A 26,959-nucleotide genomic window follows, 5' to 3' on the forward strand; every position below is an offset into this window, starting at 1 on the left:
TCAGCCTCCCGAGACCGGCGGGAGGAACGCGATCTCGTCACCGTCGCGCACGCTCGCGGAGAGCCGCGCGTATTCCTCGTTCACCGCGACCGACACCGCCGGGGTGTAGTCGGCGAGCGGCGGGAACTGGCGCGTCAGCGCGCTCCACACGTCGCGCGCGGTGCTGCCCTCGTCGACTTCGAGCCGCAGCTCGTCGCGGCTCGCCAGCTCGCGCAGCCGCGCAAACAGGCGGACCGTCACGAACACGCCCGCTCCAGCGCCGCCGCCTGCGCCCCCGCGTCGGCGACGTCGGCCGTCGCCCCCTCGATCCACACCTCGCCGCCGACGAAGTGCTCGTGCTTCCAGATCGGCGCAATCTGCTTGACGCGCTCGATCGCGTAGCGGCAGGCGGCGAACGCCTCGACGCGGTGCGGCGACGCCGCCGCGATGACGACGCTGGCCTCGCCGATCGCGACGCGCCCGGTGCGGTGGTGGATCGCCAGGCGTGTCTCGGGCCAGCGTCCGGCCGCCTCTGCCTCGATGCGCGCGAACGCCTTCAGCGCGAGCGGCGCGTACGCCTCGTAGTCGAGCCACAGCACCTGCCGTCCGGCGTTGTGATCGCGGACCAGCCCGACGAACGTCGCGACCGCGCCGTCGCCGTCCCGTGCCACCGCCGCCGTCACCGCCGCCGCGTCCAGCGGCGCCGCGGACATCGAGTGACGGGACTGCATCACTTCAGTATACCCGCCCAGAAATGTCCGAGTGGCCCGTGTCCGCCCCCGAGACCCGGCGCGTGTCGAATCGCCCCGTCGACGTAGTGGCGCGCGCCGCGGATCGCCGCTTCCGGGTCGTCGCCGCGGGCCAGACGCGCCGCGATCGCCGACGCGAGCGTGCAGCCGGTGCCGTGCGTGTGCGGCGTGGCGCGGCGCGGCCCCCGCAGCTCGAACGTCGCGTGCCGCATGCACACCACGTCGACGACCTCGGGCCCGACGTCGAGATGGCCCCCCTTCAGGACGACGACGCGCGGGCCCAGCGCGAGGATCCGCCGCGCGGCCGCATGCATGGCGGCGACATCGCCGATCCGCATATCGGCGAGCACCTCCGCCTCCGGCACGTTCGGCGTGACGACTTCGGCGGCCTTCAGCAGCTCGACGCGGATCGTCGCGATCGCGCTCTCGTCGAGCAGCCGGTCTCCGCCCTTGGCGACCATGACCGGATCGACGACGAGTTTGGGCAGCTCGAGGGCGGCGATCGTAGCCGCCACCGCCTCGACGATGGCGGCACTGGCCAGCATGCCGGTCTTCACGGCGGCCGGCGGGAGATCGGCGGCGACCGCTTCGATCTGGGCGATGACCAGCTCGGTCGACACCGCCTCCCAGGCGCGCACGCCGCGGGTGTTCTGGGCCGTGACGGCCGTGATGGCGCTCGTGCCGTAGACGCCGTGCGCGGCGAATGTCTTCAGATCCGCCTGGATGCCCGCCCCCCCGCCCGAGTCGCTGCCGGCGATTGTCAGTGCTGTAGGCATACGCTAGAATTCTGGTCCATGTCCGCTCGTGTCGAGTCTCTCGCCAACGGGACCCTGCTGGAGGCCATCGCCGGCCGCGCCGACCTGTCGACGCCATTGCGAGGCGCTTCGGTGGTTTTTGCCACGGTCGCGACGATCGCCGCCGCGCAGGTCAGCATTCCGCTGCCGTTTACGCCGGTGCCGTTCACACTGCAGCCGATGGTGGTGCTGCTCGCTGGCGCCGCGCTCGGGCCGCGCCTCGGCATGGCCAGCCAGATCCTGTATCTCATGGCCGGCATCGCGGGTCTGCCCGTATTCTCGGCCTCGCCTGTGCTGCCGCAGGGATTCCTCCGCCTGCTCGGCCCAACTGGCGGATTCCTCATGAGCTATCCCTTCGCGGCGTTTGTCGCCGGGGCGCTCGCCGGCCGCGGATTCGATCGCCGGTATCTGACGTCGGTGCTGGCGATGGCGGCCGGCCTGGCTCTGATCTTCGCCTGCGGCGTGGGCTGGCTGGCGTTTGGCGTCCCCCACCTCGGCGTGTCGGCGGCCGTGGCCACCGGGCTGACGCCGTTCCTGCCGGCCGACGTGATCAAGATCCTCCTCGCCGCGACTGTGCTGCCCGCGGCGTGGCGATTCCTGCGCTGACGGATTCTCGCGCCGCGCGACCCGCGCGGACCCCAGCCTCCGGAACCCGACCTCCAGTCTCCTACTTGATGTAGCCGAGACTTCGGAGGCGATCGATCGTTTCCTGATCGAGCGGCCGTCCACCCCGCGCCGCATCTTCGGTTGCCGGCCGGCCGTAGGTGGCCACGAAGCGTCCCGTCGGCGGGGCCAGCGGCGACGCCGGCAGGGCGATGCCGGGAAGTTCGCGGCTGATCGGGATCCCCAGCAGATTGAGTACGGTCGGGGCGATGTCCACGGAACCGACCGGATTGGGAACCTCGTCGAACGGCGGTTCCGCGTCTACGGCGTCCATGTTGCGCGGCGGCGAAAGAGTGTCCATGGCGGGCGGCGCCCTCCATGTGCCGACGGTGAGCTGTCCCGCGCCGTTCGAAGCGACGCGCCCTGGTGCCGTGATGATGACGACGATCTGTGTGTTCAGCGGCCGCAGCCACGGGCCGACCAGTTCCCCCAGGAAATCGTGATACGCCCGCAGCGCCGCGAGCCGCGCCGCCAACGCCGACGCTGACGGGGCGGGCCGGTCGCGCTCGCCGAAGAACGCATGCTGCGCGATATCGAGTCCGGGCAGGTAGACCACGTCGAGATCCCGGTTCTTCTCCGCGAGCGCGGTGTCCATCCCCAGCACGATCGCATCGAGCGTCGCGGAGCGCACGAGAATCGCGGCCACGTCACGATCGGCAAGATCGGCGAACCGGCGTGCCGCGAGCGTCTGCGCGTCCCTGGTGATCTGCGGCCAGTGCGATCGGAGATCGGCATACGCGGCCGCCGGCGAGATTTCGGCATCCGGCGCGCCGCCGTGCTCGAGCCGCAGCACCGCGCGATCCGAGACGACGATGCCGCTCGACGCCGTCGCCGGCCAGGTCGCCCACCAGTTGAAGACGGCGCCGCGCAAACCGGCGGCCGCCGCGACTTCCCAGAACGTCATCACCCGGCGTTCGGCGCGGCTGGCGATGGATGGCTGCGTCAGGCGGATCAGGTCGGTCGCCTGTTGCAGCACTCGACCGGTGCCGCTCGCTTCAGGCGAGAGCATTCCGCGAAGTCCGGCGACGCGGCGTCCCGCGATCGCGTGGATCCCGTGCACGTCCGGGAGTTCGCCCGTCGCGACGGTCGTCCATGTCCGCGCCGGATCCGCGGTGTCGCCGTAATCGACGGCGAAACGGACGCCGCGGTATCCCCACGGGCGCGCCCAGGCGCGCGTGTCGGCGAGCGTTGGATCGATGCCGTCGATGGCCAGAACCTTGACGGTCGCACCCTTCGACACGACGGCCAGGTGCGGAGCCGCGGCCGGCGCGGCGCCGTCTGCCGAGGTCGTCGCCATGAGCAGCACCGCGGCGCCGGCAAACGCCAGGGCGCCGCCGGCGGCGATGACCCGCCACGATCGCGTCGCCACGGGCGGCAGCTCGGCGCCGGTCGCGCGTGCGGCGAATACAGCCAGCGTCGCGATCCGGACGGCGTGGCCGACCAGCAGGCTGATCGCCACCGCAACCAGCAGGGCGAACGCTGTCCACGCCGGAGCGCTCCAGCCGAATCCGGCGTTCGCGTTGCGCCACCAGAGCGTCAGATACGCGAGCGCGCCCACGCTGACGATCCAGGCGGCCGCGCGTGACCCGGCGCGCGCGAACGAGGCCGCCAGGCTCACGACGAACGAGGCCGCGGCGATCGTCGCGAGAAAGAACACCGCGAGATAGAGCGCGAGGACGGCGGCATCGCGGGCGCCGCCAAGCAGGCCTGGCAGACGCGCCCCCAGGCCGAGCGCCGCTGACGGTCCGAGCAACGCTCCGCCCAGCAACCCGACGCGCACGCTCGTCCGCGCGGCGACGGCGATCGGCCCACGCCGCTCGCGTGTGCCGCCGAGCACGAAGCGATCGACGCCGGCATCGAGATAGCCGAGCGCCTTCAACTGCTGGCGCAGCTCGTCAACCCGCTCGTCGTTCATCCGCGGCTGTAAGTGTAGCTGGAAGCCAGGAGGGGCAGCGCGCCGCTACAATCGCCGCGCCGCGACGAAGGCGGACAGTTCGTGCAGCCGCGCGGCGCGCGCGCCGAACGGCGCCAGGGCTCGATCCGCCGCGCCGCACAGCTCCGCCGCGAGCTGCCGCGCCCCCTCGACGCCGCTGAACGACACGAACGTCGTCTTGCGGGCGTCGGCGCGGACCGCCTTGCCGGTGTCGGCGGTCGACCCCGCCACGTCGAGAAGGTCGTCGACGATCTGAAACGCCAGTCCGAGGTTTTTGGCGTAGGCCGAGAGTGCCGCCATCGTGTCGGCGGCGGCGTTGGCGGTCAGCGCGCCGCAGGTCGTGGCGGCGACGAACAGCGCGCCGGTCTTGCCGCGGTGGATCCGCTCGAGCACTTCGAAGGTGATCGCCTGATCGGTCGCTTCGAGATCGAGCGCCTGCCCGCCGATCAGGCCCGCCGTGCCGACGGCGCCGGCCAGCACCGCCGTCAGGTTAGTGGCGAGCGGCGGCGGATAAGCCTGCGGCAGCGTCGCGTAAGCGAGGTTGAGCAGGCCGGTCGCGGCGAGGATGGCGGTGGCTTCGTCGAACTCGAGGTGATTGGCGCGCCTGCCGCGCCGCAGCGGGGCGTCGTCCATCGCCGGTAGATCGTCGAGGATGAGCGACGAGGCGTGAACGAGTTCGATGGCGGCGGCGGCCGGCACGGCGCGATCGGCGCGGCCGCGGCAGAGTTCGGCGGAGAGCAGCACCAGCACCGCGCGGACCTGTTTCGACGGCGCCAGTCCGGTGTAAGCCATCGCTTGATCGACGCGGCCGCCGCCCGGCGGCAGCAGCCGTTGCAGTTCGGAGGCGACCAGGCGATGGTAGTCGGCGAAGAACGGCGGCAGTCCTCTCATCGCGCCGAGGCCGCCGGGCCGAACGTCAGCATGTACTGATAGCGCAGGAAGTTCTCGCGCTTGCGCAACTCGAGCCCCGCCGCGGCGGCGTCGGCGATCACCGTCTCCGGATCGATGCGCTCGTCCATGGTCGGGCCGGGTCCGCCGCCGTCCTTCTTCGAGTTGATGATCGCGACGACGCCGGTCGGCTTCAGCGACGCGCGGACGTTGGTGAGCAGCGTGATCGGACGCTCGATCTCGTGATAGGCATCGACGATGAGGACGGCGTCGAGCGTGCCGCCGGGCAGCCGCGGATCGTCGGCGGTGCCGCGCACCGTGATGACGTTCTTCGCGAAGCCCTCGCGCTGCACGCGCCGTTCGATCGCCTGGATCATCTGCGGCTGGATGTCTTCCGCGTAGACGAGCCCGTTGGGCCTGACCCGCTGCGCCAGGCGGACGGTGAACCACCCGCCGCCCGCGCCCAGGTCTGCCACCACGCTGCTCTCACCGATCTGCAGCGCGTCCATGATCTGATCCGGACGCTGCCAGGCGTCGCGATCGGGACCTTCCAGGAGACCGAGCTCCGTCGGCGGAAACAGTCGCGGCCGCTTGTCGGGCTGCGCTGTCTTCTGGGCGCCGGCCGTAGCCGCCGACAGCAACACGAGCGTCAGGACGACCGCGCGGGTCATGCAGGCCTGCGTCCGGGGATGCCGGGCGAGGTCATGGCTTCGGGCGAGAGGATGTCGTCGAGCTGCGCGTCGGGCAGCAGCCGGCGTTCACGGACGATCTCCGCGATCGAGCGCCCGGTCTTGACCGCTTCCTTGGCGATCTCGGCGGTGGCGGCGTATCCGATGTAGGGGCTCAGGGCGGTGGCGACCGCCGTGCTGCGATCCATCAGCTCGCGCGCGCGCGCCTCGTCGGCGCGCAGGCCCGACACCGCGCGATCGGCGAACACCTGCATCGCGTTGCGGAGAATCAACGACGCGTGCAGTGCGTTCCAGGCGATCACCGGCATCATCACGTTCAACTCGAGTTGCCCCGCTGCGGTGGCGGCGAGGATCGCGGCGTCGCAGCCCCACACCTGATGGCAGACCTGGTTGACCATCTCGGGCACCGAAGGATTGACCTTGCCCGGCATGATCGACGACCCAGGCTGGACGGCCGGCAGCTGCACTTCGGCGATGCCGGCACGCGGGCCCATGCTGAGCAGGCGCAGATCCGAGGCAACCCTGTCCACCTCGACGGCGAGCCGGCGCAGCGCGCCGGAATAGGCGAGCACGTCGCCCATGCTCTGCGTGACGCGGAAGCGGTTGCGCGCCGGCGTCAGCGGCAGCGATACCGATCGCGACAGGTCATCGATCGCCGCGCTCGTGAAATCGTCGCCGGCGTTGAGCCCGGTGCCGACGGCGGTCGACCCGAGATTGAGCTCGTGCAGCGCGCCGCCGGCGTGCTGCAGTTCTCCGGCCGCGTGGCGCACGTTGGCGGCGTAGCCGCCGAACTCCTGGCCGAAGGTGATCGGCACGGCATCCTGCAGGTGCGTGCGGCCCGTCTTGAGCGATCGCGCGAACTCGCGTGACTTGGCCTCGAGCGCCTCGGCGAGGCGCGCCGCAGCGCCGAGTCCATCAGGCAGCACCAGCAGCAGCGCCAGCCGCGTCGACGTCGGGAACACGTCGTTCGTCGACTGTCCCATGTTGACGTGATCGTTGGGATGGACGCGGCGGTAAGTACCCTTCGGCTCGCCGAGCAGCTCGGCCGCGCGGTTGGCCAGCACCTCGTTCGCGTTCATGTTGTGTGAGGTGCCGGCGCCCGCCTGGTAGACGTCGACGACGAACTGGTCGCGGAGCTGTCCGGCAAGGATCTCGTCGGCGGCGCGGACGATGGCGTCGGCGATCGTCGCGTCGAGACGGCCGAGGGTCGCGTTGGCCCGCGCGCAGGCCCGCTTGACCAGAATCGTCGCGGTGACGAGCGGCGCCGGCGCCGTCAGGCCGCTGATCGGGAAATTCTCGACGGCGCGCTGCGTCTGCACCCCGTAGTACGCCTCGGCGGGCACCGGCAGCTCGCCAAGAGGATCGCGCTCGATCCGCGTGGCCATCTGCCTCAATTATACTGGCGCGTATGCTTCCGTCCTTCCTCGAGAGCATGGTGCGTCTGATCGCCCGTACCTCGACCGATCTGCCGCCCGATGTGCGCACGGCGATGGGGCTGGCGCTCTCGTCCGAGGCTCCGGAGACGCGCGCCGGCCAGGCGCTGACGATCATCGCGCAGAACATCGACGCGGCGACGAGCTGCGAAGGACCGATCTGCCAGGATACCGGCATGCCGACGTTCGAGGTGCGGGTGCCGGTCGGGGTCAACCAGATCTGGATGAAGCAGCAGATTCGCGAAGCGGTCGCCGAGGCGACCAGGCTCGGCAAGCTCCGTCCCAACTCCGTCGATTCGATCACCGGCGAGAACTCGGGCAACAACCTGGGCCCTGGCACGCCGATCATCCACGTCGAGCAGTGGGAGCGCGAGGCGATCGAGGTGAAGCTGATCCTGAAAGGGGGCGGCTGCGAGAACACCAACGCGCAGTACGCGCTGCCCGCCGATCTCGATCACCTCGGCCGAGCCGATCGTTCGCTCGAGGGGGTGCGGAAGGCCGTCCTGCACGCGGTGTGGAAGGCCCAGGGGAAGGGCTGCGCGCCCGGCGCGGTGGGCGTCTGCGTCGGCGGCGACCGCACCTCGGGCTACCTCCACGCCAAGGAACAGCTCTTTCGCACGCTCGACGACGTCAATCCGGATCCGCGGCTCGCGGCGGTGGAAGACGCCGTCATGGACGCCGCGAACCAGCTCGCGGTCGGCCCGATGGGCTTCGGCGGCGCGACCTCGCTCATCGGCTGCAAGATTGGCGCGCTCAACCGCCTGCCGGCGAGTTTTTTCGTGTCGGTCGCCTACGACTGCTGGGCGTTCCGCCGGCTCGGCGTCGTGCTCGACGCCAACAGCGGGGCGATCACCGAGTGGCTGTATCGCGACGGCGACCGGCCGTCGCAGCCGCTGCTGACCCCCGAACAGGTGGCCGCCGGCTTTCCGCGCACCGGGCGCGAAGTTCGCCTGCAGGCGCCGATCCGCGACGAAGACGTCCGTGCGCTCGAGGTCGGCGACGTCGTGCTCATCTCGGGCCGCGTGTTCACCGGCCGCGATCAGGTGCACCACCATCTCATGAGCCATGAGCCGCCGGTGGATCTGCGCGGCTCGGTGCTCTATCACTGTGGACCGGTCGTGATGAAGGAGGAACAGCGTGCGGGCGCGCCGAGGCCAACCGGCGAGGACGGCTGGAAGGTCACCGCCGCCGGACCGACGACGAGCATCCGCGAGGAGCCGTACCAGGCGGAGATTCTCGAGCGCTACGGTGTCCGCGTGGTCATCGGCAAGGGCGGGATGGGGCCGAAGACGCTCGCCGGCCTGAAGGCGTCGGGCGCGGTCTACCTCAACGCCATCGGTGGCGCGGCGCAGTTCTACGCGCGCTGCATCGATCGAGTCGCAGGCGTCTCGCTGCTGCAGTTCGGCACGCCGGAAGCCATGTGGCACCTCGACGTCACCGACTTTCCCGCCATCGTCACGATGGACGCGCACGGAAACAGCCTGCACAAAGATGTGGAAGCCGCGTCGGCCGCGCGTCTTGCCTCCGTCCGAGGCTGACGCGATCACCGACCGTCCCGCACCGCCGCCGCCGCTGCGGCCGCCGGCGCGCGTGCCGCCCGAGCGGTTCGCGCTGCCGGTCGATCGTCTCCGCTCGGGCTACTACTCCGACAAGTACTTCGTCCGCACGCGCGACGTGCTGATCGGCTCGGGCCGCGATCCCGTCGTCACCATCCAGGTGTTCCAGAAGCAGGAGGCCTGGGTCGGCGGCATCGACGAGGCGATCGCGATCCTGAAGCTGTGCCTGACGGACGGGCATGCGTGGAGCGATTTGGAGGTGTGCGCGCTGCGCGACGGCGATCGGATCTCGCCGCGCGAGAGCGTCATCCTGATCACCGGCCGCTACGCGGCGTTTGCGCACCTCGAGACGCTCTACCTCGGCGTGCTGGCGCGGCGCACGCGCGTGTCCACCAACACGCGGCTGGTCGTCGAGGCGGCGTGGCCCAAGCCGGTGATGTTCTTCCCGGCGCGGTTCGACCATTGGCTGGTGCAGACCGGCGACGGCTACGCGGCGCACATCGCCGGCGCGATCGGGGTGTCGACCGACGCGCAGGCGTCATGGTGGGGCTCGTCGGGCATCGGCACCGTGCCGCACGCGCTGATCGCCGCGTTCGGCGGCGACACGGTGGCGGCGTCGAAGGCCGTCGCCGAGCAGATGCCGCCTGACGTGCAGATCATCTCGCTCGTCGATTTCGACAACGACTGCGTCGGCACGTCGCTGGCCGTGGCACGCGCGCTCGGCGAGCGCCTGCACGGCGTCCGCCTCGACACCTCGGAGGCTATGGTCGATCGCTCGATCGTGCCGGGCATGGGGGATTTCGATCCGCGCGGCGTCAATCCGCGCCTGGTGCGCAACGTCCGCGCCGCGCTTGACGCCGAAGGCTTCCGCGGCGTCCAGATCTCCGTGTCGGGCGGCTTCGATCCGGACAAGATCCGCCGTTTCGAACGCGAGGGCGTTCCGGTCGACTCCTACGGCGTCGGCTCGTCGCTCTTTGCCGGCCGCTTCGATTTTACCGCCGACATTGTCATGGTGGACGGCCGGCCCCTTGCCAAAGCCGGCCGGAGCCTACGCCCGAACGCGAGGCTGGAACGGGTCGAGTAACTCGTCAGTAGTGAGCCGTGGGCGGTAACCGGCGACGGCCCACTGCCAGCTGCCTTCTATCCCGCAAACAGGTCGCGGACGCCGTGCGGCGGGGGGGTCCGTAGGCGAGGGCATCTGCCATAGGCCCAGTGTATAATCTATGCATCATGATTAACGTGACACCATCTGCCGCGACCAAGATCAGCGAGCTCCTCAGCGAGGAGCACAAGACCGAGGCGGGGCTGCGCGTCTTCGTCCAGGGTGGCGGCTGCTCCGGATTCCAGTACGGCCTGATGATCGACGAGGGCGAAGGGGACGCCTCGACCGACTCCGTCATCGAATCGAACGGGGTCAAGCTCCTGGTCGACCCGATCAGCGCGCGCTACCTGCGCGGCGCGGAAGTCGATTTCGTCGACAACGTCACCGGCGGCGGCTTCACCATCAAGAACCCGAACGCCAAGTCGACCTGCGGCTGCGGCTCGTCGTTCAGCGTGTAGCTTCCGCGACGCGGAAGCTCCGCTTGATCGATCTCCATCTCCACACGACCGCCTCCGACGGCAGCCTGTCGCCGTCGGAGCTCGTCGAGCGCGCCGGCGCCGCCGGCCTCACCATCATCGCCATCACCGATCACGATACGACGGCCGGCTCATGCGCCGCGCGGGCGGCGGCGCGCGCCGCGGGCATCGAACTGGTTGCCGGCATCGAGATCAGCGCGGTCGCGGACGACCGCGACGTGCACATGCTCGGCTACTTCATCGACGTCGAGTCGGCGCCGCTCCGCGGCTTTCTCGATCGGCAGCGCAGGGAGCGCCTGCGACGCGCCGGTAAAATCGGCGACCGTCTGGCGGCGCTCGGCTGTCCTGTCGACGTCGAGGCTATCGTCAGCGGCGCCGGCGGCGGCCGCACCATCGGGCGTCCGCAGCTGGCCGATGCGCTCGTACGCGGCGGCTACGCCGCCGATCGCGACGAGGCGTTTACGCGCTATCTCACGCCGGGCGCTCCAGCGTTCGTGCCGCGCTGCGGTGCCACTCCGGCCGAGGTGGTGGACGTCGTGCACCAGGCCGGCGGCGTCGTGTCGCTCGCGCACCCGGGCCTGACGGATCGCGACGATCTGATTCCGGGGCTCGTCGGCGGCGGACTCGACGCCATCGAGGTGCGGCATTCCGATCAAGACGCCGCCACCGAAGCGCGGTACCGCGCGCTCGCCGCCGCGCTCGGCATCGCGGTCACCGGCGGGTCGGACTATCACGGTAACGTCGGCCGGCGCGCCGGGATGCTCGGGGCGGTGGTGCTGCCGCCGGCGGATTTCGAGGCGCTTCGCGTTGTGGCCGAGCGGCGGCGGGCCGTCCGCTGAATGGCGGCGGTCCTGCACGTCGCGGGTGTGCGCAAACACTACAGCGCGTTGCGCCCGCTGCGAATCAATCAACTCTCGATCGACCCCGGCGAGCGGGTCTCGCTGTCCGGGCTCGACGCGGGCGCGGCAGAGGTCCTCGTCAATCTGGTGACCGGGGCCTCGGTGCCGGACGAAGGGGAAGTGAGCGTCGGCGGCCGCCGCACGGCGGCGATTGCCGATGGCGACGACTGGCTCGCCTGGCTCGATCGCTTCGGCATCGTCAGCCCCCGCGCCGTCCTGCTCGATGCGGTCACCCTCCTGCAGAACCTGGCGATGCCGCTGACGCTGCAGATCGATCCAATGCCGGCCGACGCGGCGGCCCGCGCGACCTCGGTCGCCCGCGAAGCTGGCATCGACGAGCGCTGGCTCGATCAGCCGCTGGCCGCGCTGTCAGAGGCGATAAAGATGCGCGCGCACCTGGTCCGCGCCGTCATGCTGAATCCGGTGCTGCTGATTCTGGAACACCCCACCGCGACGCTCGAGAAGAGCGAGGGACGGCTGTTCGGAGAAGCCGTCGCCCGGGTTGCCGGGGCGCGTGCGCTCGCGACGCTCGCTATCTCGGAAGACGCCGGGTTCGCCGCCGCCGCCGCGTCGCGCCGGCTCGTGCTGCACGCCGCGAGCGGCGAGCTCCAGGCCCGCCGGCGAGGTCTGTTCGGGTGGTGAACGTCCTCGCCGGTCGGCCACGCCGCCCGATGCGCCGCAAGTAGAATCAAGGGATGTCTCACGCTCCAGACCTCACCGAGTAATGCATCTGATCCTCTTCGACATCGACGGGACTCTCGTGCTGACCGGCCGCGCCGGCATGCGCGCGATGAATCGAGCCTGCGCGGATCTGGTACGCGCCGAGAACGCGATGGCCGGGGTCACGTTTGCCGGCCGCACCGACTGGAGCATTCTCGACGACATCCTCCGCAATCACGGCCACACGCTCGACGCCACTTTGCTCGACGAGCTGCGGGGCCGCTACGTCGCGCATCTTGCCGAGGAGATCCAGTTCCCTGGCGAGGGTGTAAACGACGTGATGCCCGGGATTCGCCCCCTGCTGGACGCGCTCGCCGCGCGCGCCGACGTGCGGACTGGTCTCCTCACCGGCAATTTCGTCGAGGGGGCCCGCATCAAGCTGGAGCACTTCGATCTTTGGAAGTACTTTGCGTGGGGCGCCTTCGGCGGCGACGCCGCCAATCGAAACGAGCTGGTGCCGATTGCCGCGGCGCGCGCCCGCGACCACGGGATCGACGTCGACGTCATCCGACCCGCCGACGTCTTCGTCGTCGGAGACACGCCGAACGACATCGAGTGCGCCCTCGTCGCCGGCGCCACCCCCGTCGCCGTCGCGACCGGCAGCTATACCGTCGAGCAGCTCCGCTCGGCCGGAGCAGACATCGTTTTTGACGATCTCGGAGACACCAATGCCTTTTTGCGTCTCCTGGATGGATAATCACGCGCACGATGCGAGGCAATCGGCAAGCGAGCGCAGCGCCGCGATCCAATCGGCGAGCGAGCGCAGCGATGCGATCCAAATCGCGCGGCCGATGCGATCCAAATCGCGAGCGAGCGCAGCGACGCGAGCCACCGGAGCGGCGCGAGCCGGCGGAGCGGCGAGCGAGCGACGGTGTAGGGGAGTCCGAGGGGCGAAGCCCCTCGGATAAAGAGGAAGCGAACGGGGCCCGGTGGCCCTCCCGGTCTTCAAAACCGGTTGTCTCCCGCGTTGAGCGGGAGGGCTGAGTTCGACTCTCAGGCGCTTCCGCCACGTCGCGCCAGGTCCTCGTCAGCTGGCCAGCCCGAGGCGATAGGCCAGCAGCTTCGGCCATTCCTGCATGAGCCAGCGGACGTCGCCCCGGTGCCGCCACCAGTGCGCCGGGTCGGATCCGTCGTAGCGACTCGCGCGCATGATGATTCTCAGGTCCGTTCCCGCGAGCGCGCGCCGCATCGCGAACCCGGCGCGCCGCGTGTGGTACTTCGATGTGACGACGATCACGTCGTGCCAGCCGCGGCGCCGCGCCGTCTCACCGAGCATGAGCGCCTCGGCCGCCGTATTGTCCACCACGCCCTCCGCGATCGTGACGGCGTCGCGTCGAGCGCCGAGCGCGATCAACGCGTCGCGGACCGGTTCGGCTTCACCCGGGACGTGCACCCCTTTCGCGCGGACGATCGCCGCCGCCGCGTCGTCCTGCCCCGGGCTGAGGAGGATGGCGGGCGCGTACCCCTCCTGGTACAAATCCCAGCCCTCCAGCGCCCGTTCGAAACGCGTCCCCGCCAGGACGAAGATGGCGTCTGCATGGCGAAGATCGTCTTCGTGCTGGAGGTACGTCCCCGCGTGGAGAAACGCCCACACACCGGACGCGAGCAATGCCGCTGCAAGGCCCGCCAGGCGGCGGCGGACGGCCGGTTGCATCACGAATCAGTGGATTGAGAGGAGAAACGGGAAGGACCCGGGTGCGGTGAACGATCCACCGCACCGGGCATGAGATGTGCGCGCGTCAGTCCTCGATGAGACGAACTTCGCCGGCACGGGGACCCTTGCCGGAATCCTCCGGCGTGAATTCCACGCGCTGCCCTTCGCGCAGCAGCTCGAACACCGCCCCACGGACCGAGCTGCGATGAAAGAAGTGCTCGATGCCTCCTTCGTCGCGGATGAAGCCGAAGCCCTTGTCAATCAGGAGCCGAGCAATCGTCCCGGTTGGCATAACCCGTGTCCTCCGAAGCGCTGGTGTGCGAACTCCCAGGAACATCCCGGGCCACACGCTGAGCTCAAAACGCCGTCAGTGTAGGGAGATCCCTACACGAAAGTCAACAAAATCGAGGGCTTAGGGCGTCTTACCCCTTTACGGCTACCATCCACTCGGTGATCCCCGCCATCGTCCTGGCCGCCGGCGCGTCGAGCCGGATGGGCTCCCCCAAAGCGCTCTTGCGCACCGGAGATCGAACATTCCTTCGCTGCATTCTCGACACGCTGCGCGAGGGTGGCGTGACGGCGACCGCGGTGGTCGTCCGTCCCCGGTCTGACGCGATTGTCGCGGAGGTGGCCGCCGCCCCTCCTGGACGGGTCGTCATCAATGGCAATCCTGACAGGGGGCAGCTTTCGTCTCTGCTGGCCGGCCTCGACGTCTTCGATGGCCCGGAAGTCCAAGCCGTCCTCGTGGCCCTGGTCGATACGCCGCTCATCACGGCCGCGACGATTGCAGCTCTCCTCGCGCGAGTGCCGTTGTCGCGCGCGCCAATCGTCCGCGCCACTCACGGGGGCCGTCACGGCCACCCGGTCGTCTTCTCGCGAAGTGTGTTTCCCGCGCTGCGCGCCGCCGATCTGGCGGCCGGTGCGAAGACGGTCGTGCGCGCATTCGACGTCGACAACCTGGAGGTCCCCGATCCGGGCATCATGCGCGACATCGACACGCCCGACGACTACCAGCGGTTGATCGGGCGCGACGCACGATAGGGCGTGCGGCGACGCCTTTCGGATGAGACTAGAATGGCGGCGCCGTGCACCTGCGCGAAGTAGTGCTCTTCTCAACGACGCTTCTGGCGATCCTGAATCCGATCAGTTCCGCGGTGCTGTTCGCCTCGATGTCGGCTCGCTTCGGTCCAGCGATCCAGCCTCGGATGGCCAACCAGAGTGCGTTCGCGGTGCTCGTCATCCTGCTCATCTGCGCGTGGACGGGACGGTTCGTGCTGCAGGTTCTCGGCATCAACGTAGCGATGCTGCAGGCCGCGGGGGGACTGATCCTGCTGCAGTATGGGTTGCGCATGGTGTCGGTCGAAGAACTGAAGCTGACACCGGCCGAGGAAGCCTCGGCCGAGGAGGAGCCGGAAGCGCACTGGAAGACGCTGGCGATCGTGCCGCTGGCCATCCCCGGCACCGTCGGCGCCGGCTCGATCACGACGGTGATCGTTGAAGCGACGACGTTCAAGGCACTGCGCGACCTGGCGATCATTACCGCCGTCTGCGGTCTGACGGCGCTCATCATGTGGATCGCGTTCCGCTCGGCTGCCCGCATCGCGCCCCGCCTCGGTCCGATTGGCCTCAACGTGGTGACGCGCGTCATGGGGATCCTCGTCGCCGCGACCGGCTTCGGTCTGCTCGGCCGCGGCATCGGCGGTCTGCTGCCGGGTCTGACGCACTGACGACAGGCGCCGAGGCGCCGAGGCGGCCTGAGTCACCCCTGTCGGAGCGCCGCTGACGGATCCACGCGGGCCGCCCGCCAGGCGGGCAGCATCGCCGCCGCCAGCGCCGCCGCGGCGATCACGGCTGCGGCTCGTACCAACGTCGGCCCGTCTTCCGGCGACACGCCCACGAGGAGTGCCTGCACGAGCCGCCCTGCCGGAACCGCGAGCGCGAGTCCGCCGGCGACTCCGAGCAGCGTCCACCCGAGGCAAGTCTGGACGATCCGCCGCGCTTCGATCGTCGGCGACGATCCGAGCGCGAGGCGGATCCCGGTGTCCCGGATACCGCTTGCCACCAGCAGCGCGAGCAGCCCGTAAAGGCCCAGCGCGGCCAGCGCCACCGCCGCGGCGGCCAGGCCGTTCAGCACGTGCGTCGTCGCCCGTCGCGTCACCATCTGTGCCGCCAGGATCGCCGACAGCGTCGACACGGTGTCGACCGGCAGGCCGGCGTCGATCCGCCGGATCGTCCGTCGGGCCGGCGCGGCCAGCCCCATTGGATCAGCGACCGTGCGCAGCAGCATCACGAGTTGCAGCTGGGGGAACTGGCGCGTGCTGATGTACACGGCCGGCTCGGACGGCGCCTCGAGTCCCCTGAACCGTTCGTTGCCGACGATCCCGACGATGCGGAACGCCGCGGGCAGCCGGACGTCCGGCCGGGCTCCCGCGGTGGATCCGGTTCGCAGCACGCGGTCGAGGGCCGGACCGTCCTGCAGGCGCGCGGCGAACGCCTCATTGACCAGCGCGGCCCCGTCGTGTGAATAGTCGTCCTGCTCGGTAAAGCTGCGGCCGCTGACGAGGGTGACGCCCATGGTCGCAAAGTATGACGGGCTGACGATGCGAAGCTGCGCGGCGTTCGAGGCGTCGTCGCGGCTGGCGGCGGAACCAGAGAGCGTGAAGGCATCGACCCAGCTCGCCTCGAGCGGATGGTCGTAGGCGAACGCCGCGCCGGCGGCGCCAGGAAGGTGGCCGAGCGCGTCGGTCAACTCGCGTTCGACCGTGAGCACCCGCGCCGTCGACGTGTTGTAAGCCGTTCCGGCCAGCGTCACGCGGGCCACCAGCACGTTGTCGACGGCGAACCCGGCGTGCTGCCGCCGAACTGCGTCCAGTGACTGCTGCAGGAGCGCTGCCGCCGATACGAGCGCCATGGTGAAGGCGACCTGCGCGACCACCGCTACTCGAAACCAGCGGCTGCGGGCGAGCGGCGCCATGCCGCGCGGCGCCGGCGACGTCGATTGGCGCATCCGCACGAACGGCCACGCCGCCAGTATCACCGTGCCGAACGCCGACACGGCGAACACACAGAGCAGGGTGCGTGCATCGAGGGAGGGGGCGGTCAGGAGCGGGACCGAGGGTGGCAGCAGCGACGGGATGTATGCGAGCGCCGCTTTCGACATCGCAAGGCCGGCGGCGGCGGCCACCGCGGCGAGCATCGCCGACTCGGTGACCAGTTGCCGCGCCAGCCTCGCGCGGCCGGCGCCGAGGGCGGCGCGCACCCCGAGTTCCGTACGGCGCTGCTCGATGCCGGAGCCCTGCAGCGCCGTGAGGTTGGCCGCCGCCACCAGGAGCACGGCCGCGGCCGCGCCCAGCAGCGCGAAGAGCGGGAGGCGCGCGTCACGTACGAACTGATCGCGGAACGGCCGCAGTGTGGCGCCGTGCGCGTCCGGGTCCGAGGCGTGTGCCATCCCGGTGAGCTCCGACTCGGCGTCGGCGATCGATCGGCCGTCGGCGAGGCGCCCGACGACGCCGAGCACGTGCGCCCGCGAATTGCTGGCAAACGCGGCCGTCCGTGCGATCGGCACCCACAGCCGCCGCGACTCCGGTTCGAGCGTGACGGTGGCGGGGTTCTCAGGCCACGCGGGATAGACGCCGTCAGGCATCACGCCGACAATCGTGAAGGGCAGGCGCGCGAGCCTGACGTCGGCGCCGATGACGTCGGCGCGGCCGCCGAACCAATCGCGCCACAGCCCGGATGACAGGATCACGACGCGCGTGGCGCCGGGCTCGCCATCGGCCGCCGTGAAGTCGCGTCCGAGAGCCGGGCGGATGCCGAGCGTCGAAAAATAGTTGGTCGTGACGCGGACCCCGTCGACGATCGCCGGCCCGCTCGCTCCCTCGGCAAGAAAACCGACGCTGCCGAACGCGGCGACGGACGACAGGGCGCGCGTCTCGTGTTCCCACTCGCCGAAACGGGACCCGGTGACCCGGGCCGGTTCCGTCCCGCCGCTGGCCCCGGTGTTTTCCCACGCAAACACCAGGCGATCGGCATGGGCGAACGGCAGCGGCCGCCAGAGCACGGCCGCCGCTACCGCGATCGTCGTGGTGACGGCGGCGATCGCGCCGGCCAGCGTCAGGATGATTGCCGCGGCAGGTGCGGGCCGCCGGCGGATCAGCCGCAACGCCCAACGGATGTCGGATGTGATTGTTCGCACACGAGCCCCCGTCGCTTAGACGATGACCGCGAACCGGTCGTTAGCTCTGACGCCGAGCCAGCAGTTCCTGGATCGCGATCTGGGTGCGCACCTGCTCGAGCGAGGTGCCGCGCCCGATGCGCACGAACTCGATGCCGAGCAGGTCGGCATAGACCTGCAGGTATTCGGCGCCGATCTGCGTGGAGTAGCCGGTGTGATGCGCCCCGCCCGCCCAGAGCCACGCCTCGAGGCCGGTGGTGAAGTCCGGATGCGGGATCCACACCGCCTGGGCGACGGGCAGCTTTGGCATCGCGTGCGGCGCGTCGATCGTCGTCACTTCGTTGACGACCAGCCGGAAGCGATCGCCGAACTCGACCAGCGAGGCGTTGACGGCTTCGCCGGCGGCAGCGTTGAACACCAGCCGCGCCGGGTCGTCCTTGCCGCCGATCCCCAGCGGATGAATCTCGACGCGCGGCGTCCCTGCGGCGATCGACGGGCAGATCTCGAGCATGTGCGACCCGAGCACCATCTGGCGGCCGGTCTCGAGATGGTAGGTGTAGTCCTCCATGAAGCTGGTGCCGCCGGGCAGGCCATCGGCCATCAGTTTCATGGCGCGCACGAGCGCCGCGGTCTTCCAGTCGCCTTCCCCCGCAAACCCGTACCCGTCGGCCATCAGCCGCTGCGCCGCGAGACCGGGAAGCTGATCGAGGCCGAACAAGTCCTCGAAATTGGTGGTGAAGCCGAGATAGCCGCCAGCTTCGAGGAATCCACGGAGCGCGTGTTCGAGGCGTGCCTGCACTTTCAGCCGCTCGAGCTGTCGAGGCGTGTCGAGGAGCGCCGTGTCGATGGCGTACGTCCTCCGGTAGGTGTCGATGAGCGCGTCGACCTCGCCGGCGGAGACACGCGCGACCCGCTGCGCGAGTTCGCCGACGCCGTAGGCGTTGACGCTCCAGCCGAAGCGGATCTGCGCCGCCACCTTGTCGCCGTCGGTGACTGCGACCTCGCGCATGTTGTCGCCGAACCGCGCGAAGCGGGCGCGGCGCCCTTCGCTCACCGCCGCGGCGACTCGCGTCCAGACGCCGAGGCGACGGACGGTGTCCGGATCCTCCCAGTGGCCGGCGACGATCGCCCGCTTCAGGCCGAGCCGCGCGGTGATGTGCGCGTACTCGCGGTCTCCATGCGCGCTCTGATTGAGGTTCATGAAGTCCATGTCGATCGCCGCCCACGGGAGGTCGCGGTTGAACTGGGTGTGAAACTGCAGCAGCGGCTTGGTGAGCGCCGACAGTCCGCGAACCCACATCTTGGCGGGGGAGAAGGTGTGCATCCAGGTGATCACCCCGCCGCAGCCCGGATCCGCCGTGGCCGCTTCGAGCGTCACGGAAATGTCATCGGCGGTGGTGACCGTAGGCTTCCACACCAGCGGATAGGGCAGCGCGCCGCCGCGATTCAGGCCGTCCACCATGGCGCGGCTGTCGCGCGCGACGCGGTCCAGTGTGTCCGCGCCGTAGAGGTGCTGGCTGCCGGTGACGAACCAGAATTGCAGATGGGGCTTGCTGACGATCACGCGGTGAGCCTAGCACGTACGAAGTAAACGGCCGGAGTGACGGAGGAGTCTAACCAGGATGAGCGGCGGTGGCCTCGGGCCCCAAGTGCGGGTGCCCGGATCGCTCGCATTACTCCTCCCGTCCGTCGCCGCCGCTCGTCCATCGGGTTCAGCCGATCGCGTTACTTCAGGCGATCGCGGATCTTCTCCACACCCGCCGTGGCGCAGGCTTCGTCCGCCGCCGGCCCGTTTGGCCCTGACACGGCAATCGCTGCCACGATCTCGTCGCCGATCCTGATCGGCAATCCGCCGGCAAACGTAATGAGACTGGCGTCCCCCTCGATCGGCGGCGCGCCACGTCCCTGCGGTCCGACCTGCGCTCCGAACTGGCCGGACGACATACCTTTCTTGATCACCGTGTAGGCCTTCCGCCGTGCGAACTCGATCAAATTCGCGCGGCTGCCGTCGCTGACCAGGATCACCTTGGGATTCGACCCGGTGTCCATCACTTCGACGACCGCCGGACCGGCCGGTTGACAGCTCGCAAGCGCAGCCTGCGCCGCCTCGAGCGCCAGCGGGTAAGGAAGAATTTTCACCGTCGTCGTGCCGGCCTGCAGCCAGCCGAACAGCAGGAGTATGGAATATGTGATGCGCATCGGGTTGGGGCAGAGCGTACACTAAACATCGTGATCGCCCGACTCAGAACTGTAAGGGTGTGGACGGCCGGCGACCTGCGCGGGCCGGAAAACGGGTTGGGGGCGCGCGGCCCGGTGCTTGCGTGCGCGGTCGGCATGTTCAAGTTTCGCCGAAGCTTCGCGTGGATGGCGATCGCTGCCGTGTTCGTTCTATCCGGGCCCGACATGATGTCGGCCGGCGGCGCCGACGTGGTCACGTATCACAACGACGTGGCACGTACCGGCCGGAACCTCAACGAGACCACGCTGGCGCCGGCGACGGTGAACGCGACCAACTTCGGCAAGCAGACATTCTTCAACACCGACGGCAAGGTCGACGCGCAGCCGCTTCATTTGAGCGGCGTGTCGATTCCAGGGCTCGGCGCCCGCAATGTCATCTACGTCGCGACCGAACACGACTCGGTCTATGCCTTCGACACCGCGTCGGGCGCGACGTTGTGGTCCGTGTCGCTGCTCGGCGCTGGCGAGACGACCAGTGATGCGCGCGGCTGCTCGCAGGTGACCCCGGAGATCGGCATCACGTCGACGCCGGTGATCGATCGGACGCGGGGACCCAACGGTGCAATCTACGTGATCGCGATGTCGAAGACGTCGGCCGGCGGCTACGTCCAGCGGCTGCACGCGCTCGACGTGGTGCTCGGCACGGAGCTGTTCGGCGGCCCGCAGACGGTCCAGGCCACGTATCCGGGATCAGGCGCGGGCAGCTCTGGAGGAGTGGTCCCCTTCGATCCCAAGCAGTACGAAGAACGCGCGGGCCTGCTCGAGGTGAATGGACGGATCGTCACCGTCTGGACGTCCCACTGCGACATCGATCCCTACACCGGCTGGGTGATGGCTTTCGATCCGGCCACGCTGGCCGGAACGGCTGTCCTCAACCTCACCCCCAACGGATCACGAGGCGGTTTGTGGATGGCGGGCGCCGGCCCGGCGGCGGATCCGCTCGGCAATGTCTACGTGCTCGACGGCAACGGCACGTTCGACACCACCCTCAACGGCGCCGGATTCCCGGGCAGCGGCGATTTCGGCAACGCCTTCATCAAGCTGGCGACGGCGGGCGGACTGTCTGTCGCCGACTATTTCGCGACGTTCGACACCGTGTCGGCCTCGAACGCCGACACCGATCTCGGCTCCGGCGGCGCGATGGTGTTTCCGGATCTCGTCGACGTCAACGGCGTCACGCGCCATCTGGCGGTCGGTGCCGGCAAGGACGGCCACATCTACGTCGTCGATCGCGACGCGATGGGCAAATGGAATGCGTCGGCGAACCAGAACTATCAGGACATCGCCGGCGCGCTGGGCGGATCCGTCTTCTCGATGCCCGCCTACTTCAGCAACACCCTCTATTACGGCGCCAGCGGCGCCAAGCTGAAGGCGTTTCCGATCGTCAACGCTCGAGTGGGTGCGACCGCGTCCTCGAGCACGGCGGTCTCGTTCGCGTATCCGGGCACCACGCCTGGCGTGTCGGCGTCCGGGTCGGTGAACGCCATCGTCTGGGCCGTCGAGAACAAGAATCCCGCGGTCCTGCATGCCTACGACGCGGCGAATCTGGCACTCGAGTTGTACAACTCCACCCAGGCGGCCGGCGGCCGCGACGGCTTCGGGGCCGGCAACAAGTTCATCACCCCGACGATCGTGAACGGCCACGTCTACGTCGGCACGCCGACCGGCGTCGCCGCGTTCGGCATGCTCAACTCGGTGCCGAGCGCGCCGACGAACCTGCGCATCATCCGGTAACCCCGGCGTCGCGCAGCAGCGCCGCGAGTCCGTCGAGCGTGCGCTCCACGTCCGGCGCGGCCGGCGGCGGCGTCCATGTGAGCGGCGTACCCGCCTCGATCAGCAGCCGGGCCGCGGCGACGAAGCCGTCATCGTGGTTCCCGGAGCTATGGCTCCGACCCTCGACGGCCCAGACGAGCGGCGGCGCGGAAAACATGCCGTCCACGGCGTGCACGTCGGCGGCGTGCGCCAGCAGCACGCGAACGGCGTCGGGATGTCCGCCCATCGCGGCGCGATGGAGCGGGGTGACCTGATCCTTGTCGCGGGCGTTCACATCGAATCCGCAGTCGAGCATCGTGTCGAGCGCTGCGGCGTCACCGCTTTCGGCGGGTCGGTGCAGCATCTGGTGGTGGATGGGAGTGAGCTGCCGGGGCAGCGACGGATCCGCCGCGAGCATCGCGTCGGCGGCCGATCGATCAGCGCGCGCGCAGGCGGCGAGGAACTGCTCGAGGGGCGACAGCTCACTGATCGCGCCGTGCTTTAGCAGACACGCGGCCACCTCGCCATTGCCGTAGAGCGCGGCGACGGTGTGCGGAGTGGCGCCGTCCTTTCGCCGGCGTCCGAGATCGGCGCCGTGCGCGATGAGCTGTTCCGCCATCGCGGCGTTCCACCGGCGCGCCGCCACGTGCAGTGGCGCTTCGTCGTCCTCGCCCCATGCGAGGTTCGGATCGGCGCCGTGGTCGAGCAGCCAGTATTCCCCCTCTGGCGGACGCGCCCAGGTCATCGAATATACGAGAGGCGGCACGCCGCGCGGACTCCGGTCGGGGTCGAGGCCGTAGCGGCGCAGCAATTCGAGCGCGGCGATGTTGGCGCTTCCGGCGGCAATGTGCGCCGTCACGCCGTCGGTCGGATTGGCCCCGGCGTCGAGCAGCAGTTCGGCGAGCGGCAGATGGCCGATGACGCAGACTGCACCCCAGAGCGCGGTGCGGGGCAGCTCGGGATGCCAGTTCCAGTGATATTCGGCATTCGGGTTTGCGCCGAGGTCCAGCAGGCGCCGTGCGATGGCGACGAGCGCCTCGAGCCGGGCGGGCTCGCCCCGGTGCATTGCGGTGTGGCATACGTAGAGCAGCGGCTCCCACTTCTGCACGCCGCCCGCCTGCGTGGCGAGAGCGGGATCCCGCGTCAGCCGCGCGTCGACGGCGGCGGCGTCGCCCAGGACGATGGCGGTCTGCAGGGTCGCGATCGTGATGCCGGGGTGCAGCGCGAGCAGGCGGTCGGCGCGCCCCGCTGCTTCGTCGGTCGCGCAACGCACGAATTCGTCGACGGCCGCGTCGAGCGACAGCGTCCGCGCCTCGATTTCCTCGCGCAGCGCGTTCCACGAGTCGAAGCCGTACTCCCGCGCGATGACCGACTGCGCGTCGTGCAGCGCCAGCGCCGCCGCGTCGATTGCGGCGGCCGGGCGGTCCACGAGTGATGGCAGCGCCGTGAATCGCTGCAGCGCCGTCGCGTCCAGCGCCTGTGCGGCGTCGAGGAGCGACTTCGCCTGCTTCTTCAGGTTGTCGAGATTCGGACGGGCGGGCAGTACTCGCGTTGGCATACGACCTCCATGCTTTGGCCCTGTGGTTCGCAGACAGGTGGCACGGCGGTCAGTGGCCGTTGTTGAGCAGCGATGATGGTGGGCTTGGCCCTTCGCGCGAACCCGCGGGCGCCCTTTACGCGCCCGCGATCACACTAGCGCCCCGGCCGTCGCGTGTCAAACCGGCAGCGAGGGCGCCGAGAGGACTCGACGGCCGGACGGCTCGCTGTGAGTCCGCCCGCTGAGGAGCCGTTTGGACAGGGGACCGCACCGAGGATCGGGTCCGTCAGCGCGCGAACGGCCGCGGGAGGGCGCCGCCTCCGGCGGACCGGAGATCCGCCACGGCTTTCCGGAGGAGGCGTGCTTCCGGCGGATCCGAATTACTTGAGGGCGCCGGCGAGTAGCTTGCCGACGTCCGCGCCCCCCGATTTCGTGACGAACGAGGTGAGTACAGGTATCGCCTTGCCCACCATGTCTGGGCTCAGGCCGAGCGACTGGAATGCGGTGGCGGCGTTGGCGAGTCCGCCGGCGGTTCCGGCCATCTGCGCCAGTGCCGCTGCTCCGGACTTGCCGCCGCCTTTCCCGCCGGCGGGTGCGGCCTTCAACAGCGCCTGCATCCCGGGCACCGCCTTCGATACTTGCGCGAAGTCAGTCGCGCTCATCTTTGTCTTCGCCACGCCGAAGAGCGCGCCGGCCGCGCCGGCCGCCTGCTCCGGCGTCGAGCCGAGTTCCTTCGCCAGGTTCGCCGTCAGATCGGGACTGGCGCTCGCGGCGGCGGAGGCAGCGGCGCTCGGCTTCGGAGCATCCGCCGGAGCCTGCGCCAGACTCGCCGTTGCCACGAGACAGGTGGCGACACTGATCAGACCAACGCGGGGTGAGAATCTGTGACCGAACATGCTGCGCTCCTCGCTGCCGGCGCGGACCGGCTCCGGTATGTCGTAGGTGTCCGAAGACCGCCGCGCGCCCGCGGAGCGGATTCCTCCGCAATTGCTCGCTTAGCGCCCCGGTGGCGCCGCTTGAGAGCACACTGCGTACCACCGCGATTGGCTGGCAGTGCCGGTGTCAATTGGGGTACACTGAGGGTTCGACTTTCCCCGAAATGGGCCTGTAGCGCAGCTGGGAGCGCGCCTGAATGGCATTCAGGAGGTCACCGGTTCGATCCCGGTCAGGTCCACCAATTCTTTTTCCGACCCCGAAACAGCGCTCAAGTAGTTGAAAACCGGCAGCGTTACGCCGGTTCCAACAAGCCTTTTCCCGTCGAAACGAATCCCCTCCGGAAAAAACGCGTGCTGCAGGCGCTGCTTCTGAGCGAACGACGACTGGACCCAGAGGTTCGACGCGCTCGGTAGAACGCGTTCTGCGAAGGCCAGGATGCCTTCTACGTCCATTTCTTCGAGCTCGGTAGAGTGCCGGTCCATCTGCGCGATCGTGAGCTCCTCGCGCAGCTTGTCGCGGTGGCGGTCGTACGTGTCGATGTCGATCGACCGTTCGTAGAGGAACGCGGCTTCCAAACGGTCCAGCTTCTCGCGAATCGCTTTCTGCCGGCGCTCGATCTCAGCGACCCGTTGGGCGGCATCGGTCTTCAGTTCCCGCCAGGCGGGCATCACCCGGTCCTTGACGAGGCGCATGAAGCCAGCTGTTGGCTGCAGGCGCGCGAGTTCCTCGACGAACAGCTCCTCGAGTTTGGCCTTGGTGATGTTCACCGCACGACAGCGGCCGCGACAGTGGTAGTACGCGTAGTAGTCGCTGCGTCCTTTCGACCAGCTCGCCGTCAGCGGTTTGCCGCACGTCTCGCAACGGGCGTAGCCGCGGAGCGGGAAGTCCGGATCGTTGCGCTGCTTCGGGGAGGTCACTTCGTAGCGACCATCGAGGATTCCTTGCACGCGGAAGAAGATCCTCTCTGTGATGAGCGGTTCGAAGTCGCCGCGTCTTGAGACTGCGAACTCGGGCACGTCGATCTGCGCGATGTAGGCGCGGTTCCGCAGCATGGCGTCGAATGTCTGCGACGGGACCGGCTTGCCACGTCTCGTCGTTAGGCCGAGAGCGTTGACGTTCTTGCGTACCTCGTGCTTGGTCAACCTTCCCGTCGCGAAATCCTGGAAGGCTCTTCGCATGAGCGGCGCGCGCTCCGGATCGGGAATCAGACTTGTCCCGGTTGTCCGGTGTGCGTTGAAGTAACCAAGGGGAGCGAGAAACGTCCAGCGTCCGAGCTCCAGGGCCGCCTTCATGCCGCCGCGCGTTCGCTCGGAGCGCACGTCGTTGTCGAACTGGGCGAACGCGGCCAGCACACCTTCCATCCATTTGCCGGTCGACGTGTCGTCGATCGGTTCCGTCGCAGAGCGCAGCGAGATCCCGAGAGACTTCAGATGCGCGCGTAGCGCGAAGTGGTCGTACTTGTCTCGCGCAAAGCGCGTCAGGTTGAAGACGACAACGAACTGGACATTCCCCTTGTTCGTGCGGCAGAACTGCAGCAGCTTCTGCAGCTCGGTGCGGTCGGCGGTCTTCGCGCTCTCCCCTTCCTCGCGGAATCGCGCGAGCACGTGGAAGCCCTGGCGCTGGCAGTACTCCTCGCAGGCCTTCAGCTGGGTCGGCAGACTCAGGTTCTCGGTCTGCTCCTTGGTGCTGACGCGCACGTAGATCACCGCGCCGACCATGTCCGGCAGCATAGACCCGCCGTGCGGCGATCGCAAGTTCGTGCGCATGCGCTAGTGAATCGTCGGGCGCTTCTCGTCGAGGAACATCTCGATCACGGCTTGAGCTACGGTGTCGGCACAGCGGCGGATTCGATCGACCTCGTCGTCGCGCAAGTCGATCGCTTCCTCGCCGAGCAGCTCGCGACACCGCTCCATCGAGATCTCGTCGTTGGTTTCGCCGGCTGGAAAGATCTCGTCCATCGCAACGCACTCCACAATCTGGCAATGGTTGTTGTGGTGTTGCGCTCAGGCCGTCGCGGGATTTGCCGAGACGTCCCAGTTAATGCGCTGACGAAGGCTTCTGCCGTCATCACACGTCGCGCGATCCATCGCGCGACGATGTCACGCGCAATGACGTGACTGAGTTTGCTGGCGACCAGGGTGGGGCGTCCGGTTCGTGGCCCAAGAGCGACGAGCGAACGAAGTCCGCAGGCGGAAGTGCGCGAAGCGGATGGGTGCTCTGGAGCACCGGCTAGAGATAGACAGGATACCGCGCGGATGTTGGAGCGTCAATCCGCCGTCGGCACAGTTACGGTAGAAGCGACGGTCAGCGCTCTGACGGTTGGGCGCAGAAGAAGGCGACCAAGTCGCCGGCGGTCTTCACTCCACCGCGGAATGGGTTTGACTTTGTATCACGAATTGAGCGACCGGTTCGTGAGGCTACATCGGCCAACACATCGAGGTCGATATCGTCTGGATCCAGCCGGAGATCTTCGATGAGTCTGTCGGTCGCTCGTACTGGGAAATCTGGATAGATCCAGCGCAGCTGACGTCTCCCCGCCTTCAGTAGCGGATCCGCTTAGAGTCCGGCGGTTACTTTCGCCGTCTTCGTCGTCGCCGTCAATTGCTTTGCGTATGCGGTGGGCGTGAGCCCGCCGAGCCCCTTCTTCGGCCGTTCTTCGTTGTACTCACGCCGCCAGGTTTCGATGACGACCTGGGCGTGCGCCAGGCTGGTGAACCAGTTCTCGTTCAAGCATTCATCGCGGAACCGGCCATTGAACGATTCGATGTACGCATTCTGCGTCGGCTT

27 protein-coding genes and 2 tRNA genes are annotated in these 26,959 nt (G+C 69.0%); 14 read left to right on the forward strand and 15 right to left on the reverse strand.

The window, feature by feature from the left end; genetic code table 11:
- From moaD to thiD, 3 genes are read right to left on the reverse strand one after another with little or no spacing between them, the layout of a single operon-like run.
- Nucleotides 1–246 (reverse strand): molybdopterin converting factor subunit 1, encoded by a 246-nt coding sequence (gene moaD / locus VGI12_16570; GenBank protein HEY2434293.1) that lies wholly within the window; start codon nt 244–246, stop codon nt 1–3.
- Nucleotides 237–710, reverse strand: coding sequence for a molybdenum cofactor biosynthesis protein MoaE (locus VGI12_16575; GenBank protein ID HEY2434294.1), 474 nt, complete (start codon nt 708–710; stop codon nt 237–239). Before VGI12_16575 ends, moaD begins: the two co-directional genes overlap by 10 nt.
- Nucleotides 710–1,504, reverse strand: a complete 795-nt coding sequence (thiD, locus tag VGI12_16580) for a bifunctional hydroxymethylpyrimidine kinase/phosphomethylpyrimidine kinase (GenBank protein ID HEY2434295.1) — start codon at nt 1,502–1,504, stop codon at nt 710–712. Before thiD ends, VGI12_16575 begins: the two co-directional genes overlap by 1 nt.
- An 18-nt stretch (nt 1,505–1,522) precedes the next feature.
- On the opposite strand from thiD, the gene VGI12_16585 reads away from it, so the two are divergent.
- On the forward strand, nt 1,523–2,128 hold the full coding sequence (locus tag VGI12_16585) for a biotin transporter BioY (GenBank protein HEY2434296.1): 606 nt from the start codon (nt 1,523–1,525) through the stop codon (nt 2,126–2,128).
- A gap of 61 nt (nt 2,129–2,189) precedes the next feature.
- On the opposite strand, the gene VGI12_16590 is transcribed toward VGI12_16585, so the two are convergent.
- From VGI12_16590 to VGI12_16605, 4 genes are read right to left on the reverse strand one after another with little or no spacing between them, the layout of a single operon-like run.
- Nucleotides 2,190–4,100: an alkaline phosphatase family protein gene (locus tag VGI12_16590; protein ID HEY2434297.1), complete on the reverse strand. Its 1,911-nt coding sequence runs from the start codon at nt 4,098–4,100 to the stop codon at nt 2,190–2,192.
- A gap of 45 nt (nt 4,101–4,145) precedes the next feature.
- Nucleotides 4,146–5,009 (reverse strand): polyprenyl synthetase family protein, encoded by an 864-nt coding sequence (locus VGI12_16595; protein HEY2434298.1) that lies wholly within the window; start codon nt 5,007–5,009, stop codon nt 4,146–4,148.
- Complete coding sequence (locus tag VGI12_16600) at nt 5,006–5,677, reverse strand: class I SAM-dependent methyltransferase (protein ID HEY2434299.1); 672 nt, start codon at nt 5,675–5,677, stop codon at nt 5,006–5,008. Before VGI12_16600 ends, VGI12_16595 begins: the two co-directional genes overlap by 4 nt.
- Nucleotides 5,674–7,080 carry an aspartate ammonia-lyase gene (locus tag VGI12_16605; protein HEY2434300.1) on the reverse strand — a complete coding sequence of 469 codons (1,407 nt, stop codon included), beginning with the start codon at nt 7,078–7,080 and terminating at the stop codon, nt 5,674–5,676. Before VGI12_16605 ends, VGI12_16600 begins: the two co-directional genes overlap by 4 nt.
- Nucleotides 7,081–7,103: 23 nt before the next feature.
- Between VGI12_16605 and VGI12_16610 the strand changes: the two genes are divergently transcribed.
- The 7 genes from VGI12_16610 to VGI12_16640 all read left to right on the forward strand — a co-directional run bounded on the left by VGI12_16610 (nt 7,104) and on the right by VGI12_16640 (nt 12,890).
- On the forward strand, nt 7,104–8,666 hold the full coding sequence (locus VGI12_16610) for a FumA C-terminus/TtdB family hydratase beta subunit (protein ID HEY2434301.1): 1,563 nt from the start codon (nt 7,104–7,106) through the stop codon (nt 8,664–8,666).
- Nucleotides 8,647–9,768, forward strand: a complete 1,122-nt coding sequence (locus VGI12_16615) for a hypothetical protein (protein HEY2434302.1) — start codon at nt 8,647–8,649, stop codon at nt 9,766–9,768. The genes VGI12_16610 and VGI12_16615 overlap by 20 nt, the downstream gene beginning before the upstream one ends.
- Nucleotides 9,769–9,914: 146 nt before the next feature.
- Nucleotides 9,915–10,244: an iron-sulfur cluster insertion protein ErpA gene (erpA, locus tag VGI12_16620; GenBank protein HEY2434303.1), complete on the forward strand. Its 330-nt coding sequence runs from the start codon at nt 9,915–9,917 to the stop codon at nt 10,242–10,244.
- Between the two features lie 23 nt (nt 10,245–10,267).
- A complete protein-coding gene (locus tag VGI12_16625; protein ID HEY2434304.1) occupies nt 10,268–11,101 on the forward strand; it encodes a PHP domain-containing protein in 834 nt (277 codons plus the stop codon).
- Nucleotides 11,102–11,803 carry an ATP-binding cassette domain-containing protein gene (locus tag VGI12_16630; GenBank protein ID HEY2434305.1) on the forward strand — a complete coding sequence of 234 codons (702 nt, stop codon included), beginning with the start codon at nt 11,102–11,104 and terminating at the stop codon, nt 11,801–11,803. It abuts the gene before it with no gap.
- Nucleotides 11,804–11,885: 82 nt separating this feature from the next.
- Nucleotides 11,886–12,578, forward strand: coding sequence for an HAD family hydrolase (locus VGI12_16635; protein HEY2434306.1), 693 nt, complete (start codon nt 11,886–11,888; stop codon nt 12,576–12,578).
- Nucleotides 12,579–12,792: 214 nt separating this feature from the next.
- A tRNA-Sec gene (locus VGI12_16640) sits at nt 12,793–12,890 on the forward strand.
- A gap of 18 nt (nt 12,891–12,908) precedes the next feature.
- Here the strand turns inward: VGI12_16640 and VGI12_16645 are convergent.
- Together VGI12_16645 and VGI12_16650 are read right to left on the reverse strand one after the other, a co-directional pair.
- On the reverse strand, nt 12,909–13,535 hold the full coding sequence (locus VGI12_16645) for a YdcF family protein (GenBank protein HEY2434307.1): 627 nt from the start codon (nt 13,533–13,535) through the stop codon (nt 12,909–12,911).
- Nucleotides 13,536–13,620: 85 nt separating this feature from the next.
- On the reverse strand, nt 13,621–13,827 hold the full coding sequence (locus VGI12_16650; protein ID HEY2434308.1) for a cold shock domain-containing protein: 207 nt from the start codon (nt 13,825–13,827) through the stop codon (nt 13,621–13,623).
- 158 nt (nt 13,828–13,985) lie between these two features.
- On the opposite strand from VGI12_16650, the gene VGI12_16655 reads away from it, so the two are divergent.
- Together VGI12_16655 and VGI12_16660 are read left to right on the forward strand one after the other, a co-directional pair.
- Entirely contained in the window at nt 13,986–14,576 is a 591-nt protein-coding gene (locus VGI12_16655; protein HEY2434309.1) for a nucleotidyltransferase family protein, read from the forward strand.
- A 62-nt stretch (nt 14,577–14,638) separates the two neighbouring features.
- Nucleotides 14,639–15,262, forward strand: a complete 624-nt coding sequence (locus VGI12_16660; GenBank protein HEY2434310.1) for a MarC family protein — start codon at nt 14,639–14,641, stop codon at nt 15,260–15,262.
- 32 nt (nt 15,263–15,294) lie between these two features.
- Here the strand turns inward: VGI12_16660 and VGI12_16665 are convergent, their stop codons facing one another.
- The 3 genes from VGI12_16665 to VGI12_16675 all read right to left on the reverse strand — a co-directional run bounded on the left by VGI12_16665 (nt 15,295) and on the right by VGI12_16675 (nt 19,908).
- Complete coding sequence (locus VGI12_16665) at nt 15,295–17,730, reverse strand: ABC transporter permease (GenBank protein ID HEY2434311.1); 2,436 nt, start codon at nt 17,728–17,730, stop codon at nt 15,295–15,297.
- A 40-nt stretch (nt 17,731–17,770) separates the two neighbouring features.
- Nucleotides 17,771–19,273, reverse strand: coding sequence for an L-arabinose isomerase (araA, locus tag VGI12_16670; protein HEY2434312.1), 1,503 nt, complete (start codon nt 19,271–19,273; stop codon nt 17,771–17,773).
- A gap of 161 nt (nt 19,274–19,434) precedes the next feature.
- The gene (locus VGI12_16675; protein ID HEY2434313.1) at nt 19,435–19,908 is read right to left on the reverse strand and encodes a heme-binding protein; all 474 of its coding nucleotides are present in this window, start codon (nt 19,906–19,908) and stop codon (nt 19,435–19,437) included.
- Between the two features lie 30 nt (nt 19,909–19,938).
- Here VGI12_16675 and VGI12_16680 point away from each other — a divergent pair, with 30 nt between their 5' ends.
- Nucleotides 19,939–21,681: a hypothetical protein gene (locus VGI12_16680; GenBank protein ID HEY2434314.1), complete on the forward strand. Its 1,743-nt coding sequence runs from the start codon at nt 19,939–19,941 to the stop codon at nt 21,679–21,681.
- On the opposite strand, the gene VGI12_16685 is transcribed toward VGI12_16680, so the two are convergent.
- Both VGI12_16685 and VGI12_16690 read right to left on the reverse strand, forming a co-directional pair.
- Nucleotides 21,671–23,257 carry an ankyrin repeat domain-containing protein gene (locus tag VGI12_16685; GenBank protein ID HEY2434315.1) on the reverse strand — a complete coding sequence of 529 codons (1,587 nt, stop codon included), beginning with the start codon at nt 23,255–23,257 and terminating at the stop codon, nt 21,671–21,673. The two genes, VGI12_16680 and VGI12_16685, sit on opposite strands and share 11 nt — an antisense overlap.
- A gap of 359 nt (nt 23,258–23,616) precedes the next feature.
- Nucleotides 23,617–24,132 (reverse strand): DUF2780 domain-containing protein, encoded by a 516-nt coding sequence (locus VGI12_16690; GenBank protein ID HEY2434316.1) that lies wholly within the window; start codon nt 24,130–24,132, stop codon nt 23,617–23,619.
- A 205-nt stretch (nt 24,133–24,337) separates the two neighbouring features.
- On the opposite strand from VGI12_16690, the gene VGI12_16695 reads away from it, so the two are divergent.
- The 3 genes from VGI12_16695 to VGI12_16705 all read left to right on the forward strand — a co-directional run bounded on the left by VGI12_16695 (nt 24,338) and on the right by VGI12_16705 (nt 26,289).
- A tRNA-Ala gene (locus VGI12_16695) sits at nt 24,338–24,413 on the forward strand.
- 229 nt (nt 24,414–24,642) lie between these two features.
- Nucleotides 24,643–25,170 carry a hypothetical protein gene (locus tag VGI12_16700; protein HEY2434317.1) on the forward strand — a complete coding sequence of 176 codons (528 nt, stop codon included), beginning with the start codon at nt 24,643–24,645 and terminating at the stop codon, nt 25,168–25,170.
- A 450-nt stretch (nt 25,171–25,620) separates the two neighbouring features.
- Complete coding sequence (locus tag VGI12_16705) at nt 25,621–26,289, forward strand: hypothetical protein (GenBank protein ID HEY2434318.1); 669 nt, start codon at nt 25,621–25,623, stop codon at nt 26,287–26,289.
- 439 nt (nt 26,290–26,728) lie between these two features.
- On the opposite strand, the gene VGI12_16710 is transcribed toward VGI12_16705, so the two are convergent.
- Nucleotides 26,729–26,959 (reverse strand): transposase (locus VGI12_16710; GenBank protein ID HEY2434319.1); only part of this gene is annotated, 231 nt, incomplete at its 5' end.

This window comes from Vicinamibacterales bacterium (genome assembly GCA_036496585.1).
Classification (GTDB): Bacteria; Acidobacteriota; Vicinamibacteria; order Vicinamibacterales; family 2-12-FULL-66-21; genus JAICSD01.